This window comes from Neisseria lisongii (assembly GCF_028463985.1).
Lineage (GTDB): Bacteria > Pseudomonadota > Gammaproteobacteria > Burkholderiales > Neisseriaceae > Neisseria > Neisseria lisongii.
This window is the reverse complement of sequence record NZ_CP116766.1, coordinates 809647-824822: the sequence shown is the minus strand read 5'-3', so window position 1 is coordinate 824822 and position 15176 is coordinate 809647. Positions and strand designations below refer to the sequence as shown.

16 protein-coding genes and 1 pseudogene are annotated in these 15176 nt (G+C 53.6%); 2 read left to right on the top strand and 15 right to left on the bottom strand.

Features of this window, described 5'->3' with window-relative positions:
- The first annotated feature begins 80 nt into the window (after positions 1–80).
- Both PJU73_RS03695 and PJU73_RS03690 read left to right on the top strand, forming a co-directional pair.
- A complete protein-coding gene (locus PJU73_RS03695; protein WP_237091474.1) occupies positions 81–1604 on the top strand; it encodes an ABC transporter permease in 1524 nt (507 codons plus the stop codon).
- Positions 1604–2671 (top strand): ABC transporter ATP-binding protein, encoded by a 1068-nt coding sequence (locus PJU73_RS03690; RefSeq protein ID WP_272607660.1) that lies wholly within the window; start codon positions 1604–1606, stop codon positions 2669–2671. The genes PJU73_RS03695 and PJU73_RS03690 overlap by 1 nt, the downstream gene beginning before the upstream one ends.
- A 198-nt stretch (positions 2672–2869) precedes the next feature.
- Here PJU73_RS03690 and PJU73_RS03685 read toward each other — a convergent pair whose 3' ends face one another.
- The 15 genes and pseudogenes from PJU73_RS03685 to PJU73_RS03615 form a co-directional block, all read right to left on the bottom strand.
- The gene (locus PJU73_RS03685) at positions 2870–3106 is read right to left on the bottom strand and encodes a glutaredoxin family protein (RefSeq protein ID WP_237091476.1); all 237 of its coding nucleotides are present in this window, start codon (positions 3104–3106) and stop codon (positions 2870–2872) included.
- A gap of 144 nt (positions 3107–3250) precedes the next feature.
- A complete protein-coding gene (gene hemE, locus PJU73_RS03680) occupies positions 3251–4318 on the bottom strand; it encodes a uroporphyrinogen decarboxylase (protein ID WP_237091477.1) in 1068 nt (355 codons plus the stop codon).
- Between the two features lie 106 nt (positions 4319–4424).
- Positions 4425–5651 carry a heme biosynthesis HemY N-terminal domain-containing protein gene (locus tag PJU73_RS03675; RefSeq protein ID WP_237091478.1) on the bottom strand — a complete coding sequence of 409 codons (1227 nt, stop codon included), beginning with the start codon at positions 5649–5651 and terminating at the stop codon, positions 4425–4427.
- Complete coding sequence (locus tag PJU73_RS03670; RefSeq protein ID WP_371871504.1) at positions 5648–7021, bottom strand: uroporphyrinogen-III C-methyltransferase; 1374 nt, start codon at positions 7019–7021, stop codon at positions 5648–5650. Before PJU73_RS03670 ends, PJU73_RS03675 begins: the two co-directional genes overlap by 4 nt.
- Positions 7022–7054: 33 nt before the next feature.
- Positions 7055–7765, bottom strand: a pseudogene (locus tag PJU73_RS03665) (uroporphyrinogen-III synthase); the annotation flags it as partial.
- A gap of 21 nt (positions 7766–7786) precedes the next feature.
- A complete protein-coding gene (locus PJU73_RS03660; RefSeq protein WP_237091479.1) occupies positions 7787–8485 on the bottom strand; it encodes a thermonuclease family protein in 699 nt (232 codons plus the stop codon).
- A 63-nt stretch (positions 8486–8548) separates the two neighbouring features.
- Entirely contained in the window at positions 8549–9220 is a 672-nt protein-coding gene (rpiA, locus tag PJU73_RS03655; protein ID WP_237091480.1) for a ribose-5-phosphate isomerase RpiA, read from the bottom strand.
- Positions 9221–9326: 106 nt separating this feature from the next.
- Positions 9327–9818, bottom strand: a complete 492-nt coding sequence (gene ispF / locus PJU73_RS03650; RefSeq protein ID WP_237091481.1) for a 2-C-methyl-D-erythritol 2,4-cyclodiphosphate synthase — start codon at positions 9816–9818, stop codon at positions 9327–9329.
- A 77-nt stretch (positions 9819–9895) separates the two neighbouring features.
- Positions 9896–10603, bottom strand: a complete 708-nt coding sequence (gene ispD / locus PJU73_RS03645; protein ID WP_237091482.1) for a 2-C-methyl-D-erythritol 4-phosphate cytidylyltransferase — start codon at positions 10601–10603, stop codon at positions 9896–9898.
- 10 nt (positions 10604–10613) lie between these two features.
- A complete protein-coding gene (gene dnaQ / locus PJU73_RS03640) occupies positions 10614–11333 on the bottom strand; it encodes a DNA polymerase III subunit epsilon (RefSeq protein WP_237091483.1) in 720 nt (239 codons plus the stop codon).
- A 121-nt stretch (positions 11334–11454) separates the two neighbouring features.
- Entirely contained in the window at positions 11455–11823 is a 369-nt protein-coding gene (locus PJU73_RS03635) for an ACP-like domain-containing protein (RefSeq protein ID WP_237091484.1), read from the bottom strand.
- A gap of 248 nt (positions 11824–12071) precedes the next feature.
- Positions 12072–12905, bottom strand: a complete 834-nt coding sequence (locus PJU73_RS03630) for an ATP-grasp domain-containing protein (protein WP_237091485.1) — start codon at positions 12903–12905, stop codon at positions 12072–12074.
- A complete protein-coding gene (locus PJU73_RS03625) occupies positions 12905–13336 on the bottom strand; it encodes a plastocyanin/azurin family copper-binding protein (RefSeq protein ID WP_237091486.1) in 432 nt (143 codons plus the stop codon). The genes PJU73_RS03630 and PJU73_RS03625 overlap by 1 nt, the downstream gene beginning before the upstream one ends.
- Positions 13337–13345: 9 nt before the next feature.
- On the bottom strand, positions 13346–14131 hold the full coding sequence (locus tag PJU73_RS03620) for an ABC transporter ATP-binding protein (RefSeq protein WP_237091487.1): 786 nt from the start codon (positions 14129–14131) through the stop codon (positions 13346–13348).
- Positions 14131–15171, bottom strand: a complete 1041-nt coding sequence (locus PJU73_RS03615) for a FecCD family ABC transporter permease (RefSeq protein WP_237091488.1) — start codon at positions 15169–15171, stop codon at positions 14131–14133. The genes PJU73_RS03620 and PJU73_RS03615 overlap by 1 nt, the downstream gene beginning before the upstream one ends.
- Positions 15172–15176 lie beyond the last annotated feature (5 nt).

Sequence of the window (15176 nt, the reverse complement as noted above, 5' to 3'; positions counted from 1 at the left end):
AAAACGGCTGCTTCTGTCGGTCGGATAAGTCCTGATGCCTTATCCGACCGCTTGTTATTTATCCGATATTGGGAATCTTTATGCGAACCCGTCCGCTGCCCCGCTGGCTGGCACTGACTGTCATCGCCATCAGCCTGCCGCTGATTCTGCCTTTTTTATACGTTGTCGTCCGAGCCTACGAAGTCGGCTGGGAACGTAGCATCGAATTACTGTTCCGCCCGTATATGTGGGATTTATTGAGCAATACCCTGCTGCTGATGGTCTGCGTAACTGCATTTTCCATTATTTTGGGCATTGTCAGCGCATTTTTATTTGAACGCTTCCGGTTTTTCGGAAAATCCTTTTTTCAGACGGCGATGACGCTGCCGCTGTGCATTCCCGCATTTGTCAGCTGTTTCACTTGGATCAGCTTGACCTTTCGTGTCGAAGGGTTTTGGGGAACCATCATGATTATGAGCCTCAGCTCGTTCCCGCTTGCCTATCTGCCCGTTTCCGCCACCCTCAAACGGCTCGACCGCTCGATGGAAGAAGTCAGCCTGTCGTTGGGCAAAACCCGCTGGCAAACGTTCCGTTATGCGGTTCTGCCCCAGCTCAAACCCGCCATCGGAAGCAGCATTCTGCTGATTGCGCTGCATATGCTGGTTGAGTTTGGTGCGGTGTCTATTCTGAACTACCAAACCTTTACCACTGCTATTTTCCAAGAATATGAAATGTCGTTTAACAACAGCACTGCCGCCCTGCTCTCTGCCGTGTTGATTGCGATTTGCGGCATGGTGGTGTTGTCTGAAAGCGTGTTTCGCGGCAAAGTCAAACTGTTTCACAGCGGCAAAGGTGTGATTCGTCCGTATCCCGTTAAAAAACTGACTCCGTTGCAACAAATTCCGCTGATTGCCTTTTTCGGTACACTGTTTACCCTCAGTATCGTCGTGCCGTTCAGTATGCTGATTTATTGGCTGATTGTCGGAAGCTCCCACGATAATTTAACCGACTTCGCCTCATTTTTCGATGCCTTCGGCCACTCCCTGCTGATTTCTGCACTGGGTGCCGCCGTTACCGTATTATGCGCCCTGCCGCTGGTATGGGCGGCAATCCGCTACCGCAGCCGTCTGACGGTTTGGATAGACCGCCTGCCTTATTTGCTGCACGCCGTTCCCGGCTTGGTGATTGCCTTATCACTGATTTATTTCAGCGTCAACTACGCCAAGCCGGTTTACCAAACCTTTATCGTTGTCGTCATCGCCTACTTCATGCTTTATCTGCCGATGGCGCAGACTACCCTGCGAAGTTCGCTGGAACAGCTTCCGCAAAATATGGAAAAAGTCGGGCAAACGCTCGGACGCAATCCCGTCTATATTTTCCGCACTCTGATTGTTCCCGCCATTCTGCCGGGGATTACCGCCGCCTTTGCACTGGTGTTCCTCAATCTGATGAAAGAGCTGACCGCCACCCTGCTGCTGACCGCCAACGATGTACATACCCTTTCCACCGCCTTGTGGGAATATACCAGCGATGCACAATACGCCGCTGCCACCCCTTACGCCCTGATGCTGGTGATTTTCTCTGGCATTCCCGTGTTTCTACTGAAAAAATATGCGTTTAAATGATGACTGATCCAATTTTACAAATCAAACAACTCAGCAAAACCTTCCAACATACGCCTGTCTTGCAGGATATTTCATTCACCCTCGAACAGGGCGAAATCCTGTTTCTGCTCGGTGCCTCCGGCTGCGGCAAAACCACCCTGCTGCGCAGTATTGCCGGATTTGAAGCCCCCGAACAGGGCGAAATCCTGTTGCAGGGCAAAACCGTATTCGGCAACGGACTGAACCTGCCGACCCAGCAACGCCAAATCGGCTATGTCGTCCAAGAAGGCGTACTCTTTCCCCATCTGACCGTTTACCGCAACATCGCCTACGGCTTGGGCAACGGCAAAGGCAAAACCGCCGCCGAACGGCAGCGGATTGAGGAAGTAATGGCACTGACCGGCATCAGCGAATTGTCCGGACGCTACCCGCACGAACTCTCCGGCGGTCAGCAGCAGCGCGTCGCCCTCGCCCGCGCCCTTGCACCCAATCCCGAACTGATTTTGCTGGACGAGCCTTTCAGTGCCTTAGATGAACATTTACGCCAACAAATCCGCGACGATATGCTCACCGCCCTGCGCCAAAGCGGAAAATCCGCCGTATTTGTTACCCACGATCGGGACGAAGCCCTGCGCTACGCCGACAAAATCGCCATTATCCAACAAGGCCGCATTGTCGAACTAGCCGCTCCCCGCAAGCTATATTGGCAGCCGGATACCCTTGCCGCCGCCACCTTTATCGGCGACAACCTGACCATGCCCGCCACCCTCAACCCCGACCGCCAAAGCGTACACTGCAACTTGGGCGATATACCCGTCCATGCCCCGCAAAGGCCGTCTGAAAACGGCACACTGCTATTGCGTCCTGAGCAACTCAGCCTGCTGCATACCCCGAGCCACAATGCCCACAAACTGAACGCCCAAATCCTTAAAACCGAACAAAAAGCCTGCACCACCGAAATCCACCTCCTGTGCCACGGCTTTCCGCTGGTTTTAGAAAGCCGCTTCACCGATGAAAGCTGGCAGGCAGGCAGCCCGACCAGCGTTTATCTGCACGGAAAAGGTCTGTTTTTTGCGGCAGATAACTAACACAAAGCATAGCTTAAAAAACTGCTTTTTTGATAATTCTCAAGTCCAAAAATAAACTCTGATGCTTGTCAGGATAAGCGGTGTATTAAAAACAAGCCGTCTGAAAATGGGAATATCCGTTTTCAGACGGCTTGTTTTAAGGTTCGATTTAAGCTGGCATATTGAATAAGTTATACCATGCGTAAAATATATTTCAACTTATTCCGCCTGCAGAACCTGCTGTAATGCGGGTTCATCTAAAAACCAGTGGCAGATTTCGGTGTTGCCGTTTAGTAAAACGGGGACGAGTTCGTTGTATTGTTCTTCTAATACCGGGTCTTCATCGACATCGATGATTTCCAGTTCGAAGCCGTATTGCTGCTGATAAGGTTGCAACTGTTCTTTCATTTTATGGCAAAGGCTGCAGTATTCTCGAAACATCAGGGTCAGTTTCATGTGATTTCCGTAAGGGATTTTATTAATGAAAAAATTTATAGTGAATTCACTATATCCGCCCTACTCTTTAATTATTGTTTGCGGGACGAAAAATATGCCGTCTGAAAATGTGGAACGCTATTTTCAGACGGCATGGTGTTTGGTTTAACCGGCTTGGTGGTAAGTTTTGGATAAGCGGTGGACGGTATCGACCAGTATTTTGGCGTGTTCCGGGTTTGCGTGTTGGTTGATGCCGTGGCCTAGGTTGAACACGTGGCCGCTGCCGTTGCCGAAGTCGGCGAGAATGCGGGCGGCTTCTTGTTCGATGGCTTCGGGGGTGCCGAACAGGGCAAAGGGGTCGAAGTTGCCTTGCAGGGCGACTTTGTCGCCGACTCTGCGGCGGGCTTCGCCGATATTGCATGTCCAGTCCAAGCCTAATGCGTCTGCGCCGATGTCGGCCATTTTTTCGAGCCACAGGCCGCCGCCTTTGGCAAATACGATAACCGGTACCCGGCGGCCTTCGTTTTCCCGTTTTAATCCGGCGACGATTTGGCGGATGTAGTTCAGGCTGAAGGTTTCGAATGCAGCATCGCTCAATACGCCGCCCCAGGTGTCGAAAATCTGCACGGCTTGTGCGCCGGCGTCGATTTGGGCGTTGAGGTAGGCGGTAACGGCTTGGGCGTTGGTTTCCAGAATTTTATGCAGCAAGTCGGGGCGGGAATACATCATGGTTTTGATGGTGCGGAATTCTTTGCTGCTTCCGCCTTCGACCATATAGCATGCTAATGTGAACGGGCTGCCGGAGAAGCCGATCAGCGGTACTCTGCCGTCCAGCGCTTTTCGGATTGAGGATACGGCATCAAATACATAGCCGAGTTTGTCCATATCCGGCACGCTCAGTTTGGCAATGTCGTTTTCGTGCTGCAGGGCGTGTTGGAATTTGGGGCCTTCTCCTTCGGCAAAATACAGGCCCAAGCCCATGGCATCGGGAACGGTGAGGATGTCGGAAAACAGAATGGCGGCATCCAAATCGAAGCGTTCCAAAGGCTGAATGGTTACTTCGGTCGCCAATTCGGTATTTTTACACAAATCCAAGAAGCTGCCCGCCTGCGCTCGGGTGGCTTTGTATTCGGGAAGGTAGCGGCCGGCTTGGCGCATCATCCAAATCGGGGTGTATTCCACGGGCTGTTTCAATAAGGCACGCAGGAAGGTATCGTTTTTTAAAGGGGTCATGTTGTTTTATCCTGAATGAGGCCGTCTGAAAAGCGGTGTTCGGCTATGATGGGTTAAATCCCGTCAGCTGACACACAATCCGCTTTTCAGACGGCTTGGGTATTGATTAATCGGCGGTTTTTACTTCGCCGTGCAGTGATTCTTCATCAACCACGCTGTCGAGTACCTGACGGCGCTGCTGTTCCGCTTTTTCCGGCTGGTCGGTTTCGTCAAACACCCGTGCCAGCGCCAGATGGGCGGATACGCTCGGGGTCAGTGCCAAACTGGCTTCCAGATAGCCCTGCGCCTTGCCCCATAATTGTCTGCCGTATGCCAACTGACCGAGATACAGCAACAACTGGGCGTTGTCGGGACGGGTTTTCAGCCATGAATCGGCAAGGTCGATGGCTTTTTGCTGTTCCCGATCGTTGAGATAGCGCACGCTTTCGACAAACGGGCCGAGCAGCTCGGTTTGGTGGGTTTGCGGATAATAATGGCCGACCCATTTCACTGCCTGCGCATACAGACCCAAGCGGGCGTATTTCTCTGCCACTGCTACGCACAATTCGCCGTTTTTCATGCTTTCGGGAATGCGTTTCAGACAGGATTTCAGGCTGTCGGCATCACTTGCCAGCGCCAGCAGGCGGCGGTATGCCCAAGTTCGGTATTGCTCGGCTTCAAAATCGTTGATTGCACCTGCTTTGGCCAGTTTTTCCGCTTTATCCAATACTTCCAAAGCGTTGCCCCGGTCAAACGCATAACGCAACTGCAGGCGTACCAAGCGGGTCAGCTTGGGATTGATTTGCGCCGCTGCAGTCAGATTGTGTTCCACAGTCGGATAATTCTGCCGTCCTAAAGCGGATTCTGCCAGCAGCAGATAGCGGGAAAGCTGCTGTTTTTTCGGCAATAATTCAATATCCTGCAGATAGCGGTCGCGCAGTTCGAGATTGTCCATCTGATCGGCGGCATGTGCGCCCAACATCAGCGCCAGCACACGGTTGTCGCCCGCTTCTTTATTGGCCAAAACTTTGGCTGCTTCCTGTTCGGCTTTCTCAAACCGTCCTTCAAAATACGACAATCCGGCACGGTTCAAATTTGCCGCAGCCCGACGGCCTTTGCGTGCTGAACCGAAACGCTGCATTCTGCCGGGTACGTTTAAAATCCCCGCCAGCAGTTTGACCAAGAGATACAGCACCACCACCGCCAACACCAAGCCCAAAATAAAGGCGTGCAGGTTCATGCGCAGCATGGTCTGTTCGACCACTACATAGACGTTGCCGCTGTAAATGCCCGAGGCCAGCGCCAAACCGATGGCGGCGGCGAATAATACGACAATCCAAACCACGCTCTTCATGCTTTTTCCCCTTTAACGGCATCAGCTTTCGGCGCTTTGGCCGGCGAGGCTTCCGAGGCTTTCTTTTCAGACGGCAACTGCGGCGCTTCTACGCCGCCTTTGGCGGATTCTGATGCTTCACCGGAAGCGGCGGCCGGTGCGGAAGCCGCTTCCTCCGAAGCCGCCTGCTCTGCAGGCAAGGTTTCGGCTTGGGCGGCACTGCGGCGCATTTTCACATCGTCCTGATAATTATGAACCGCCGCCAAGCTGGCTTTCAGCGCATCATCGGCAACGGTGCGCACGTCCAAGGTTTTCAGTTCGGCAATTTCTTTCAGCCACGATTGGGTGGCGGGTGAATTTTTGTCGAAATATTGTTTGACCGTAGCTTCAACATTGTTCAAATCGCTTTGGAACACTTCGCCGTTTTGCTGTAGCAATGCGGTGCGGGCATCCAGCAGGCGCAGGCGCAGGTTTTCACGGATAAAGTAAATCTGTTCCGGTGCCAGCAACATGGCATCGTTGTTGTCGAGATGGCGGATTTCCACCAGATTTTTCACAGCATCCCATGATTTCTGCCAAGCGTTTTCCCACCATGAAGCGGCGGTGTCGGCCGCCACAGGTTCGGCTGCACCCGGTTTGAGTACGCCGTCCACCATCAGCGGCAAACCGGCAACGGCGGTTTCTAAACGGTCCAAGCGCAGCGCCGTACCCGATACATCGACATAAGGACGGTTTTTCAAGGCTGCCAGATCGTTGCTGACCGCCTGTTTGATCGGCAACAAATCAGGCTGATCGAAACGGCTCAAACGCTCGTTGATGTGTTCCAACACGCCGACTGCCCCCTGCACATTGCCTGAAAGCTGCAACTGCTGGGCGGCAATGTTAATCATGGTTTCGGCTTCGTCCACCAGCCAGTTTACCCGCCCTTTCACCAATTCCTGATAAGCGGCACGGGCTTGGGCGATTTGTTCGCCGTTGGCTTTCTGGCCGTCGCCCAAACGTGCCAATTCAGCCTGAATAACGGTTTGGCGGTTGAGGTTGTCTTTCAGCAGCGCAGCGTTTTCCGATTCGCCCAAAGCAGCATTGCTGATTTTTTGGGAAAACGCCAACTCTTGGTTTTTCAAGACGTTTTGCCCCTGAACGAATAAAAATCCGCTCGCCCCCAAACCCAAAACCGCCAGCACCAGCGCACCGGCGGCCAAACCTTTGCCCGATGATTGGCGGATCACCACCGGCTGGGCTGCCTGTACAGGCTGTTCTTGTTTCGACATGGTGTTTCCTTGTTCGGCCGCTGCGGACGGCTGCGGATTATTCGGCTTTTCAGACGGCTTCTGCGCTGCTGCGCTTGAATCAGGACGTTTGTTTTCAGGTAGGTTTTCTGATGAACTCATATTCGCTCCGTGTCGGACGGTTTGCAAAGCTGCGGCATCCAGCGCCGCAACCACTTTTATCTGTTCTGCTCCCGCCTGCGCCAAAGCGGCGGCAATGCGGGGGTGATGGGTGAAGTATAGCAAGTTTTTGAAAAATCGGGCGAGCGGCGGCGGAATTTGTGCAAACAGCGCTTCCACCTGCCCGACCGATGTGATGTAGGCGGCGGCAATATCGGCGGTATCGAAGTTTTGCCAGTTGAGCTGCCGGTTTTCCCTGCGGTAGATTTCGGCAAACTCAACCCGAAAACCCTGCGCCCGCAAGGTATCTGCCAACAGATTGCGGCCGCCCTGCCCCCGGACAATCAACACCGTTGCGCCTTTCGGCAAGGTTTGCCACAACGGTAGCCGCAATACGGCTTCGCTGTCGTTGCCCGCTTCCGGACAATGAATTTCGTCTGTTATATAGTTCGCCAATGCTTGGCGGCTGGCTTTGCCGACAGTAATCTGCGGCGGTAGGCCGTCTGAAAAACGGGTTTGGTCTGCAAGTGCGGCATTCAATACCGGTGAAGCGGTTTCAACGGCGCTCGGACTGACCCAAAACATGGCATCGGCCTGCGCCAGCTGCTGCGGCAATTCTGCCAGTGCCACCGTATCTGCCACAATGTCAATCGGGCTGAGTACCAGCGGCCGCCAGCCTGCCTGAGCGCAAATCTGCCGCTCTTTTTCTGCCCGCCCTTCGGGGCGGATAATCAACAGCGTAGGCATGGCCATGCTCTTTCTCGGATGTTACCAGCCGTACCAATGGCGGCTGCCGCCGTTTTGCGGTTGGGCGTTTTTCTGTTTGCGGAAATCCCACGGCGCGGTCGGATTATGTTTGCGCCACAGGCCTTTGCGTTTGTTTTTTGCGGCTTTTTCGGCGGCGGCGTAATCGGCAAATGCCAAACGGTTTTGCTGTTTTTTGGCATACGCCTGATAATGCCACGCTGCGCCTTCTTGGAGCTGCATTAAATTCAAATCGGTCTGCCCCTGCAGCACCTGCGCCACTTCCCGCTGATAGCGGTCGGTTTCCAATACTTTTACCCGCACTTTTTTATCCAGCGCTGCCGAGCGCAGGCGGTTGCGGGATTCTGTGCCGTATGCCTGATCGATTTCGGGCGCATCGATATACGCCATACGGATTTTGTGTTTTTTACCGCTATTGTCGATGACATGCAGCGTGTCGCCGTCGTGAACACGGCTGACTGTGCCGCTGTAACTGTATTTTCCGGTTTTGGCGGGGCGTTCGCTGCGGCTGCGCTCTGCTGCCGCTTCGCTTTCGGGAACCAACTGCCGAATTACTGTCAGCCATTCGCTTATCCCCTGACCGGCACCAACGCCCGCTATTTTTTCCAACAAAGGCACGGCGGCACGAAACCAGCCGGCATATTCGCCGCCAACGCCCAATGCGCCTGCGACAGCCAACAGCGCTGCCAAGCGTTTCAACATGTATTTCCTACTCCAAAGGCCGTCTGAAAATCCGCTTTACGGGTGATTCATTCTGCGTCCGGCTTATTCCTGACCCGGCAAAATCACTTTTGCGCCCTGCGCCGTACCCAAAATCAGCACGTCGGCGGCATCGTGGCCGAAAATGCCGTTTTCCACCACGCCGACAATGCGGTTGATGGTGTCTTCCATGCTGACCGGCTGATCGATTTTCAGATTGTGGACATCGACAATCTGGTTGCCGTTAAACGTGGTAAAACCGACACGCAGTTCGGGTTGGCCGCCCATCGCCAGCAGTTTGCGGGACACCAGCGAACGGGCATGGGGAATCACTTCTACCGGCAATGGAAATTTGCCCAAACGGGAAACGTATTTGCTCTCGTCGGCAATGCAAATGAATTTTTCTGAAGCGCTGGCAACGATTTTTTCATTCAAATGCGCACCGCCGCCGCCTTTAATCATCTGCAAAACATGATTGACTTCGTCGGCACCGTCAATATACACCGCCAAACCGTTTACATCGTTGAGCGAAACTTCTTCAATGCCGTATTGCGCCAGCAGCTCGCTGGATTTTTTGGAGGTGGACACTGCGCCTTTGATTTTTTTGCCGCTTTTACCCAAGGCTTCAATAAAAAAATTGATGGTCGAGCCGGTGCCGATGCCGATATATTCGTTTTCGGGTACAAATTCAACGGCTTTTTCCGCCGCAATGCGTTTCAAATCGTCTTGAGTTGCCATAGTGTGTTCCTTTTATCCCTTTAAATTCCGTACCTGATGGTGAGGCGAATGCAATATCGTGTAAAGATGGAAAACTATACCATTTTTGCCGCCTCTGTTGAAAGTGTTATTTTCCGGCACCATTATGCACCAGCAACACCACCGCCTGCGCCTCAATCGCTTCCATGCGTCCCAGATAGCCGAGTTTTTCATTGGTTTTGCCTTTAACATTGACTGCACCGATGTCCAAGCCTAAATCGGCGGCGATATTGGCCCGCATGGCATCGATATGCGGCCGCAGTTTCGGCTGTTGGGCAATAATCGTGCTGTCCACATTGGCGACCGCCCAACCCTGTTTCTGCACGGCCTGATAAGCTGCCCGCAGCAGCACACGGCTGTCGGCATCTTTGTGTTCTGCCGCCGTATCGGGAAACAGTTTGCCGATGTCGCCCAAGGCGGCTGCGCCCAACAGGGCATCGGTAATAGCATGCAGCAGGGCATCGGCATCGGAATGCCCGAGCAGGCCTTTTTCAAACGGTATGGTTACGCCGCCCAAAATCAGTTTTCGGCCTTCGACCAGTTGGTGGACATCATAGCCCTGCCCGATTCGGATATTCATAAAATCTATTCCTAATCAATCACTTTTGAATAAAATATTTGGCGTTATGCCGTCTGAAAAACGGATAAAGCGGATTTTCAGACGACCTGTTCGGCCGCATTCAGCAGCAGCCGCACTAAATATTCGTCTTGCGGCAAAGTCAGTTTCAGATTTCGGATGTCGCCCGCCACCAACAGAGGCCGCACGCCCAGTTTTTCGACTGCCGAGGCTTCATCGGTAATGCCGTTTAAATCGGAAACAGACAGTGCCTGCTGCAACAGCGCTGCACGGAACAGCTGAGGTGTCTGCGCCTGCCAAAGGCCGCTGCGGTCAACGGTGGCGGCGATGGCACCGCTCTGCCCCCGTTTCAGTGTATCGGCGACGGGAACTGCCAAAATGCCGCCTTCGGGGCGGTCGGCGGCTGTTGCCAGCAAACGCTGCAAGGCTTCGGGCGGCAAGCAGCAGCGGGCGGCATCGTGTACCAGAATATTGTCGTCAGGCTGCGCCAGACCTTGTGCCAGCAGCGTATCAACGCCGTTTTTCACGGTCTGCGCCCGAGTGTCGCCGCCGACGGCAAATATCTGCGTTTTCGCCGAGGCCGTCTGAAAACGGGCAAATTCTGCTGCGCAATCGGGGGAAACAATCACTGCAATCCGTGCAATCTGCGGCTGCCGCTCGAAAATGTCCACGGTGTGCTGCAACACGGTTTTGCCGTTGATTTCGATATATTGCTTGGGTTTGGCTGCGCCGAAACGGCTGCCGCTGCCCGCCGCCGGAATCAGCACGATGTTCTGCCTGTGGTTCATATGCCGCCCTTTATGCCTGCGTTTTCGCTGCGGCACGCCATACGCAGCCTTCACCCAGCTCATCAAGATATTGTTCGTGTGCCGCCAATTCTTCGGCGGAAGCGGCAATCACTTTCAGACGGCCTGTGCGCACGGTTTCTGCCACTGCCTGCGGTTTGCCCGCCTGCTCGTCTTCGCTCTGCGCCCCGCCCATCAGGTCGAATTGCCGGCGGGTCATCGCCAGATAGACTTCGCCCAACAGTTCGCAGTCAATTAGTGCGCCGTGAAACACCCGTTTGCTTCTATCGACTGAAAACCGGTTGCACAATGCGTCCAAACTGGCTTTCTGCCCAGGGAACATTTCCCGTGCCATTGTCAGCGTATCGGTTACTTTGCAGCCCAAATCTTCGATACTCGGCAAGCCCATACGCTCGAATTCCATATCCAGAAAGCCGACATCGAATTTGGCATTGTGAATAATCAGTTCCGCCCCCCGCAGAAAATCGGCAATCTGCTGCCCGACTTCGGCAAACGGCGGCGCATTTTTGGCTTCCAATACTTCAATCGTCAGGCCGTGGACTTTTGCCGCTTCTTCGGGCATATCCCGTTCGGGGTGGACGTATAAATGCAGGGTTTGGTCGGTCATTTGGCGGTTGATCATTTCCAAACCGGCAAATTCCACCAGCCGGTCGCCGTTGTCGGCATACAGGCCTGTGGTTTCGGTATCGAGAATAATTTGGCGTTGCGTCATGGTGCTTACTTTTAGAAAACGCCCGCAGCGGGCAATGCGGAATTATAACGGAAAAAGCCGCCCAAAAGCAGAAGCCGTCTGAAAATCGCTTTTCAGACGGCCTGAATCGGAACAATTGCTATTAACCTCGGGCTGAACAGCCTTTATACACAATCTGGTTGTCCGGCGCAGTAATCATAATGGAAGATTTGCGGTAGTTTTTGCTGTCCAGATAGTTGCTGTTCAGCATGTAGGAATCTTCCTGACCGAAGATGGTATCCACTGAATTGGAGTGGTTCAGGTTGATCGGCATGGTGCGTACTTTGCCGTTTACATACGCAGAAGCATAAGTCGGCAAGCCTTGTTTGTTGAACGCATAAGTTACTTTGACTTTTTTACCCTGCTGGCAACTGTATTGCACAGATTTGGTGTTGGCTGTTTTTTGCGCTGCTGCGGCTGTACCGCTTACGGCAACCAGAGAAGACAACACAATGGCGGATAACAGTTTCATTCTTCAATCCTTTTTGAAATTTAACCTTGGTTTCCCGCCGCAGGCGAACCTTTGTGCAGCGGATTGCGGGGCATTTTATCGACAGTTAATTTAAAAATAAATCCCATTTGCGGTAAGTTTTGTAAACCAAACAACATAGATTATTAACCGCTTTGTTTTTAAAGAAATTTATCGTGAGTTCACTTTAGCCGTTTTTTCATGAAAGAATGCCGTCTGAAAATCGGTTTTCAGACGGCTTATATACCGATTTAACGTGCTACCCATTCCGCCACTGCCTGAACAAAGCGTTCGACTGCGCCTGCAGCTTGGTCGAGATACAGGCTCGGTTCGATCAATTCCAATTCGTTCAGCAGCAGGTTTTGCCCGATTAATGTGCCGTCCACTCGGGCGTAGAGCGGCAATTCGGGTAATTTCTGCACAACGGCTTGGGCGGCGGCGATGATGTGTTCTGCCGGTTGATACGGCAAAATGGCGACACCGTAAGCGGAGTTGGCCCGCCATTCGCCCTGCGGCGGCTGGCGGCGGACGGCATGACTGTATTGCCCCTGAAAAAATACCATGCAGATTTCGCCGCCGCCGGCGGTTTCGGCGATATAGGGCTGAATCATCATGCCGTTGCGGTAGGCGGAACAGTCTGCGGGCATGTGCGCAGGGCTGATTTTCTGCACCTGTTTGCCGCTCTGCCCGACTGCGGGTTTGATAACCGCCTGCTGCCAAGCATTTTGCCGCATGATGCGGGCAAGGTTTTCCCGATCGGCGTGTTCGAGATACAGACTGGGAATCACATCAACGCCTTGTGCCGCCAAATCGCAGAGATAGCGTTTGTCGCTGTTCCACATCATCAAATCGGGCGCATTGGCAAAACGGCTGCCCGCTGCCTGTGCTGCGTACAACCAATGGCGGAAAGCCTCCGGCTGCTCACTGTAATCCCATGCGCACAAAGGGAGCAGATACGGGCTTTGCGGGCGGTTTTGCCAAGTGTCGAATGCGGTGTCGATGCCGAGTGCCTGCAAACGCTGTTGTACGGCAATCAGGGTTGCAGGCGGTTCGGGATATTGGCAACAGGTGGTAATGGTCAGCATTATTTGATTTGTTGCAGATAGGTTTTCAGACGGCCTTGATTGACGGTTGCCCGTTTTTCAAGCTCGGCAACGGCGGCTTCCGCTTCCGCTCGGTTCACGGCTTTGCCGACTTGGATAATGCCCGCCATATTCATGGTGCGGTGCGGCGGACAGATATAGACGTACACGCCTTCTTTATCCAGTTTGACGGTGAAATTTTCGTCTTCTTCGGAAGTGAAGTCTTTCGCCCCGTTCGGTACGGCTTTGCTTTGTACGAAATGTCCGGCGGAAGCGGCTTTAAAGGTTACGGTATCGCCGGGAGCGGCTTTCAGCACGCCCGGCTCGAACACCATGGTGCCGTCTTTGCCGGCATTCAGCATTTTGATTTCGTGGTTGGCGGCCGATGCGGCCAGCGAAGCGCCCATCATCAGGGCGGCGAGTAGGTATTTCATTTGGTTTCCTTATGATGATGATTCGGTTTTCCGGCGTTGCGGGCGGACAACCGGCAAGCCTTGGCTGCATTGCAGCAGTTCGACTTCGATTTGATACAGGCGGCTGATTAAGTCTGCCTGCAAAACCGTTTGTGCATCGCCCTGCGCCTGCACTTTGCCGTTGCCGAGCATGATCAGGCCGTCTGAAAACTGGCCTGCCAAGCTCAAATCGTGCAACACCATCATGGTGATTAAATTGTGGTTACGGGTATAGCGGCACACTTGTTCGAGCAGGTTGAGCTGGTGGTGCATATCCAAGGCGCTGACCGGTTCGTCCAGCAACAGGATTTTCGGTTTGCGCATCAATACTTGGGCAAACATCACCAGTTGCCTCTGCCCGCCGCTCAAACCGGTAATCGGGCGGTGCGCCAGATGGCCGATATTGAGCTGCGCCATTAAATCGGCGGCTTCCTGCAGCAGCGTGTCGCCGACGTGCATATGCAGTGCGTCCATCTGCCCGAGCAGCACCACTTCCAAAGCGGTCAGCGCAGCTTCGACATGGCTGTCTTGCGGCATATAGCCGATACGCTGCCGCCAGTCTGCCAAACGGCTGCGGCTCAGTGTTTCCTGATTAAAGCGGATTTCGCCCTGATACGGCAATTCGCCGAAAACGGTTTTAATCAGCGAAGATTTGCCGGTGCCGTTCGGCCCCAGCACGGTGTAAACCTTGCCCGCTTCAAACGCCAGACTGATGCCGTCTGAAACCGTCAGGCTGCCCCGACGGACGGTTAAGTCGTTGATATACAGCGTATCCATCAGCGTTTACTCCAAATAATCCAGAAGAAAAACGGTACGCCGACAAACGAGGTTACAATCCCCACCGGAAACAGCGCCCCCGGAATAATCACTTTGGACAATACTGATGAAAGCGATAAAAATGCTGCGCCCATCAACATTGCGCCGGGTAGGAAAAAGCGTTGGTCTTCTCCCAAGAGCATACGGGCGATGTGCGGCGCAACCAGACCGATAAAGCCGATAATGCCGACAAAACTGATGGCGGTCGCCGTCATCATTGCCACCAACACCAGCGTTTTAAAGCGCAGCGCCACCAAATTGATGCCCAGACTTGCCGCCCGCTCTTCGCCCAAACGCAGAGCAGTCAGTTTCCAACTGTCTTTCAGCAGCAGGGTCAGGCAAAAGGCGCTGACGATGCACAACACCGCCAAATGTTCCCAAGTTGCCTTGTTCAGATTGCCGAACAGCCAAAACAGAATCTGCTGCGAAATTTCCGGTGCTGAGATAAACTGCACCAGCGACAGCAGCGATTGGAAGATAAACAGCAGGGCAATGCCGACCAGCACCAGCGTTGCCGAAGTGAAACGGCGTGCCGAAGCAAATGCAAACAATACCGCCGCCGCCAGCATGGTCATTAAAAATGCGCCGATCGGTACGGCATATTGCAGCGGCAAACCAAAGCTGCCGAAGGCAATCACCACCGAAGCGCCGAAACCGGCCGCCGCTGCCAAACCCAAAGTGTACGGGCTTGCCATCGGATTATTCAACAGCGTTTGAATTTCCGCCCCGCCTACGCCCAAAGTCGCCCCCACCGCCAGCGCCATCAGCGCAATCGGCAAACGCAATTCGAACACAATCGTGTGCGTCATCTCGTCCGCCACTTCCATGCCCAACAGCGATTTCACCACTTCCGACACCGGCAACATAGACGGGCCGGTAACAATATCAAACACCAGACCGGTCAGACCGGCCAAAGCAAACAACAATAAAATCAAACAGCGTTTACGTTCCAGCAAACGCTGTTGACGGATAATGTTGTCGCGGTTCAAAGCGTTTTCCATATCCG

Excerpts from the sequence above, each read along its gene's own strand:
- PJU73_RS03695 (WP_237091474.1), top strand. The coding sequence starts at position 81 with ATGCGAACCCGTCCGCTGCCCCGCTGGCTGGCACTGACTGTCATCGCC.
- PJU73_RS03690 (WP_272607660.1), top strand. The coding sequence starts at position 1,604 with ATGACTGATCCAATTTTACAAATCAAACAACTCAGCAAAACCTTCCAA.
- PJU73_RS03685 (WP_237091476.1), bottom strand. The coding sequence starts at position 3,106 with ATGAAACTGACCCTGATGTTTCGAGAATACTGCAGCCTTTGCCATAAA.
- hemE (WP_237091477.1), bottom strand. The coding sequence starts at position 4,318 with ATGACCCCTTTAAAAAACGATACCTTCCTGCGTGCCTTATTGAAACAG.
- PJU73_RS03675 (WP_237091478.1), bottom strand. The coding sequence starts at position 5,651 with ATGAAGAGCGTGGTTTGGATTGTCGTATTATTCGCCGCCGCCATCGGT.
- PJU73_RS03670 (WP_371871504.1), bottom strand. The coding sequence starts at position 7,021 with ATGAGTTCATCAGAAAACCTACCTGAAAACAAACGTCCTGATTCAAGC.
- PJU73_RS03660 (WP_237091479.1), bottom strand. The coding sequence starts at position 8,485 with ATGTTGAAACGCTTGGCAGCGCTGTTGGCTGTCGCAGGCGCATTGGGC.
- rpiA (WP_237091480.1), bottom strand. The coding sequence starts at position 9,220 with ATGGCAACTCAAGACGATTTGAAACGCATTGCGGCGGAAAAAGCCGTT.
- ispF (WP_237091481.1), bottom strand. The coding sequence starts at position 9,818 with ATGAATATCCGAATCGGGCAGGGCTATGATGTCCACCAACTGGTCGAA.
- ispD (WP_237091482.1), bottom strand. The coding sequence starts at position 10,603 with ATGAACCACAGGCAGAACATCGTGCTGATTCCGGCGGCGGGCAGCGGC.
- dnaQ (WP_237091483.1), bottom strand. The coding sequence starts at position 11,333 with ATGACGCAACGCCAAATTATTCTCGATACCGAAACCACAGGCCTGTAT.
- PJU73_RS03635 (WP_237091484.1), bottom strand. The coding sequence starts at position 11,823 with ATGAAACTGTTATCCGCCATTGTGTTGTCTTCTCTGGTTGCCGTAAGC.
- PJU73_RS03630 (WP_237091485.1), bottom strand. The coding sequence starts at position 12,905 with ATGCTGACCATTACCACCTGTTGCCAATATCCCGAACCGCCTGCAACC.
- PJU73_RS03625 (WP_237091486.1), bottom strand. The coding sequence starts at position 13,336 with ATGAAATACCTACTCGCCGCCCTGATGATGGGCGCTTCGCTGGCCGCA.
- PJU73_RS03620 (WP_237091487.1), bottom strand. The coding sequence starts at position 14,131 with ATGGATACGCTGTATATCAACGACTTAACCGTCCGTCGGGGCAGCCTG.
- PJU73_RS03615 (WP_237091488.1), bottom strand. The coding sequence starts at position 15,171 with ATGGAAAACGCTTTGAACCGCGACAACATTATCCGTCAACAGCGTTTG.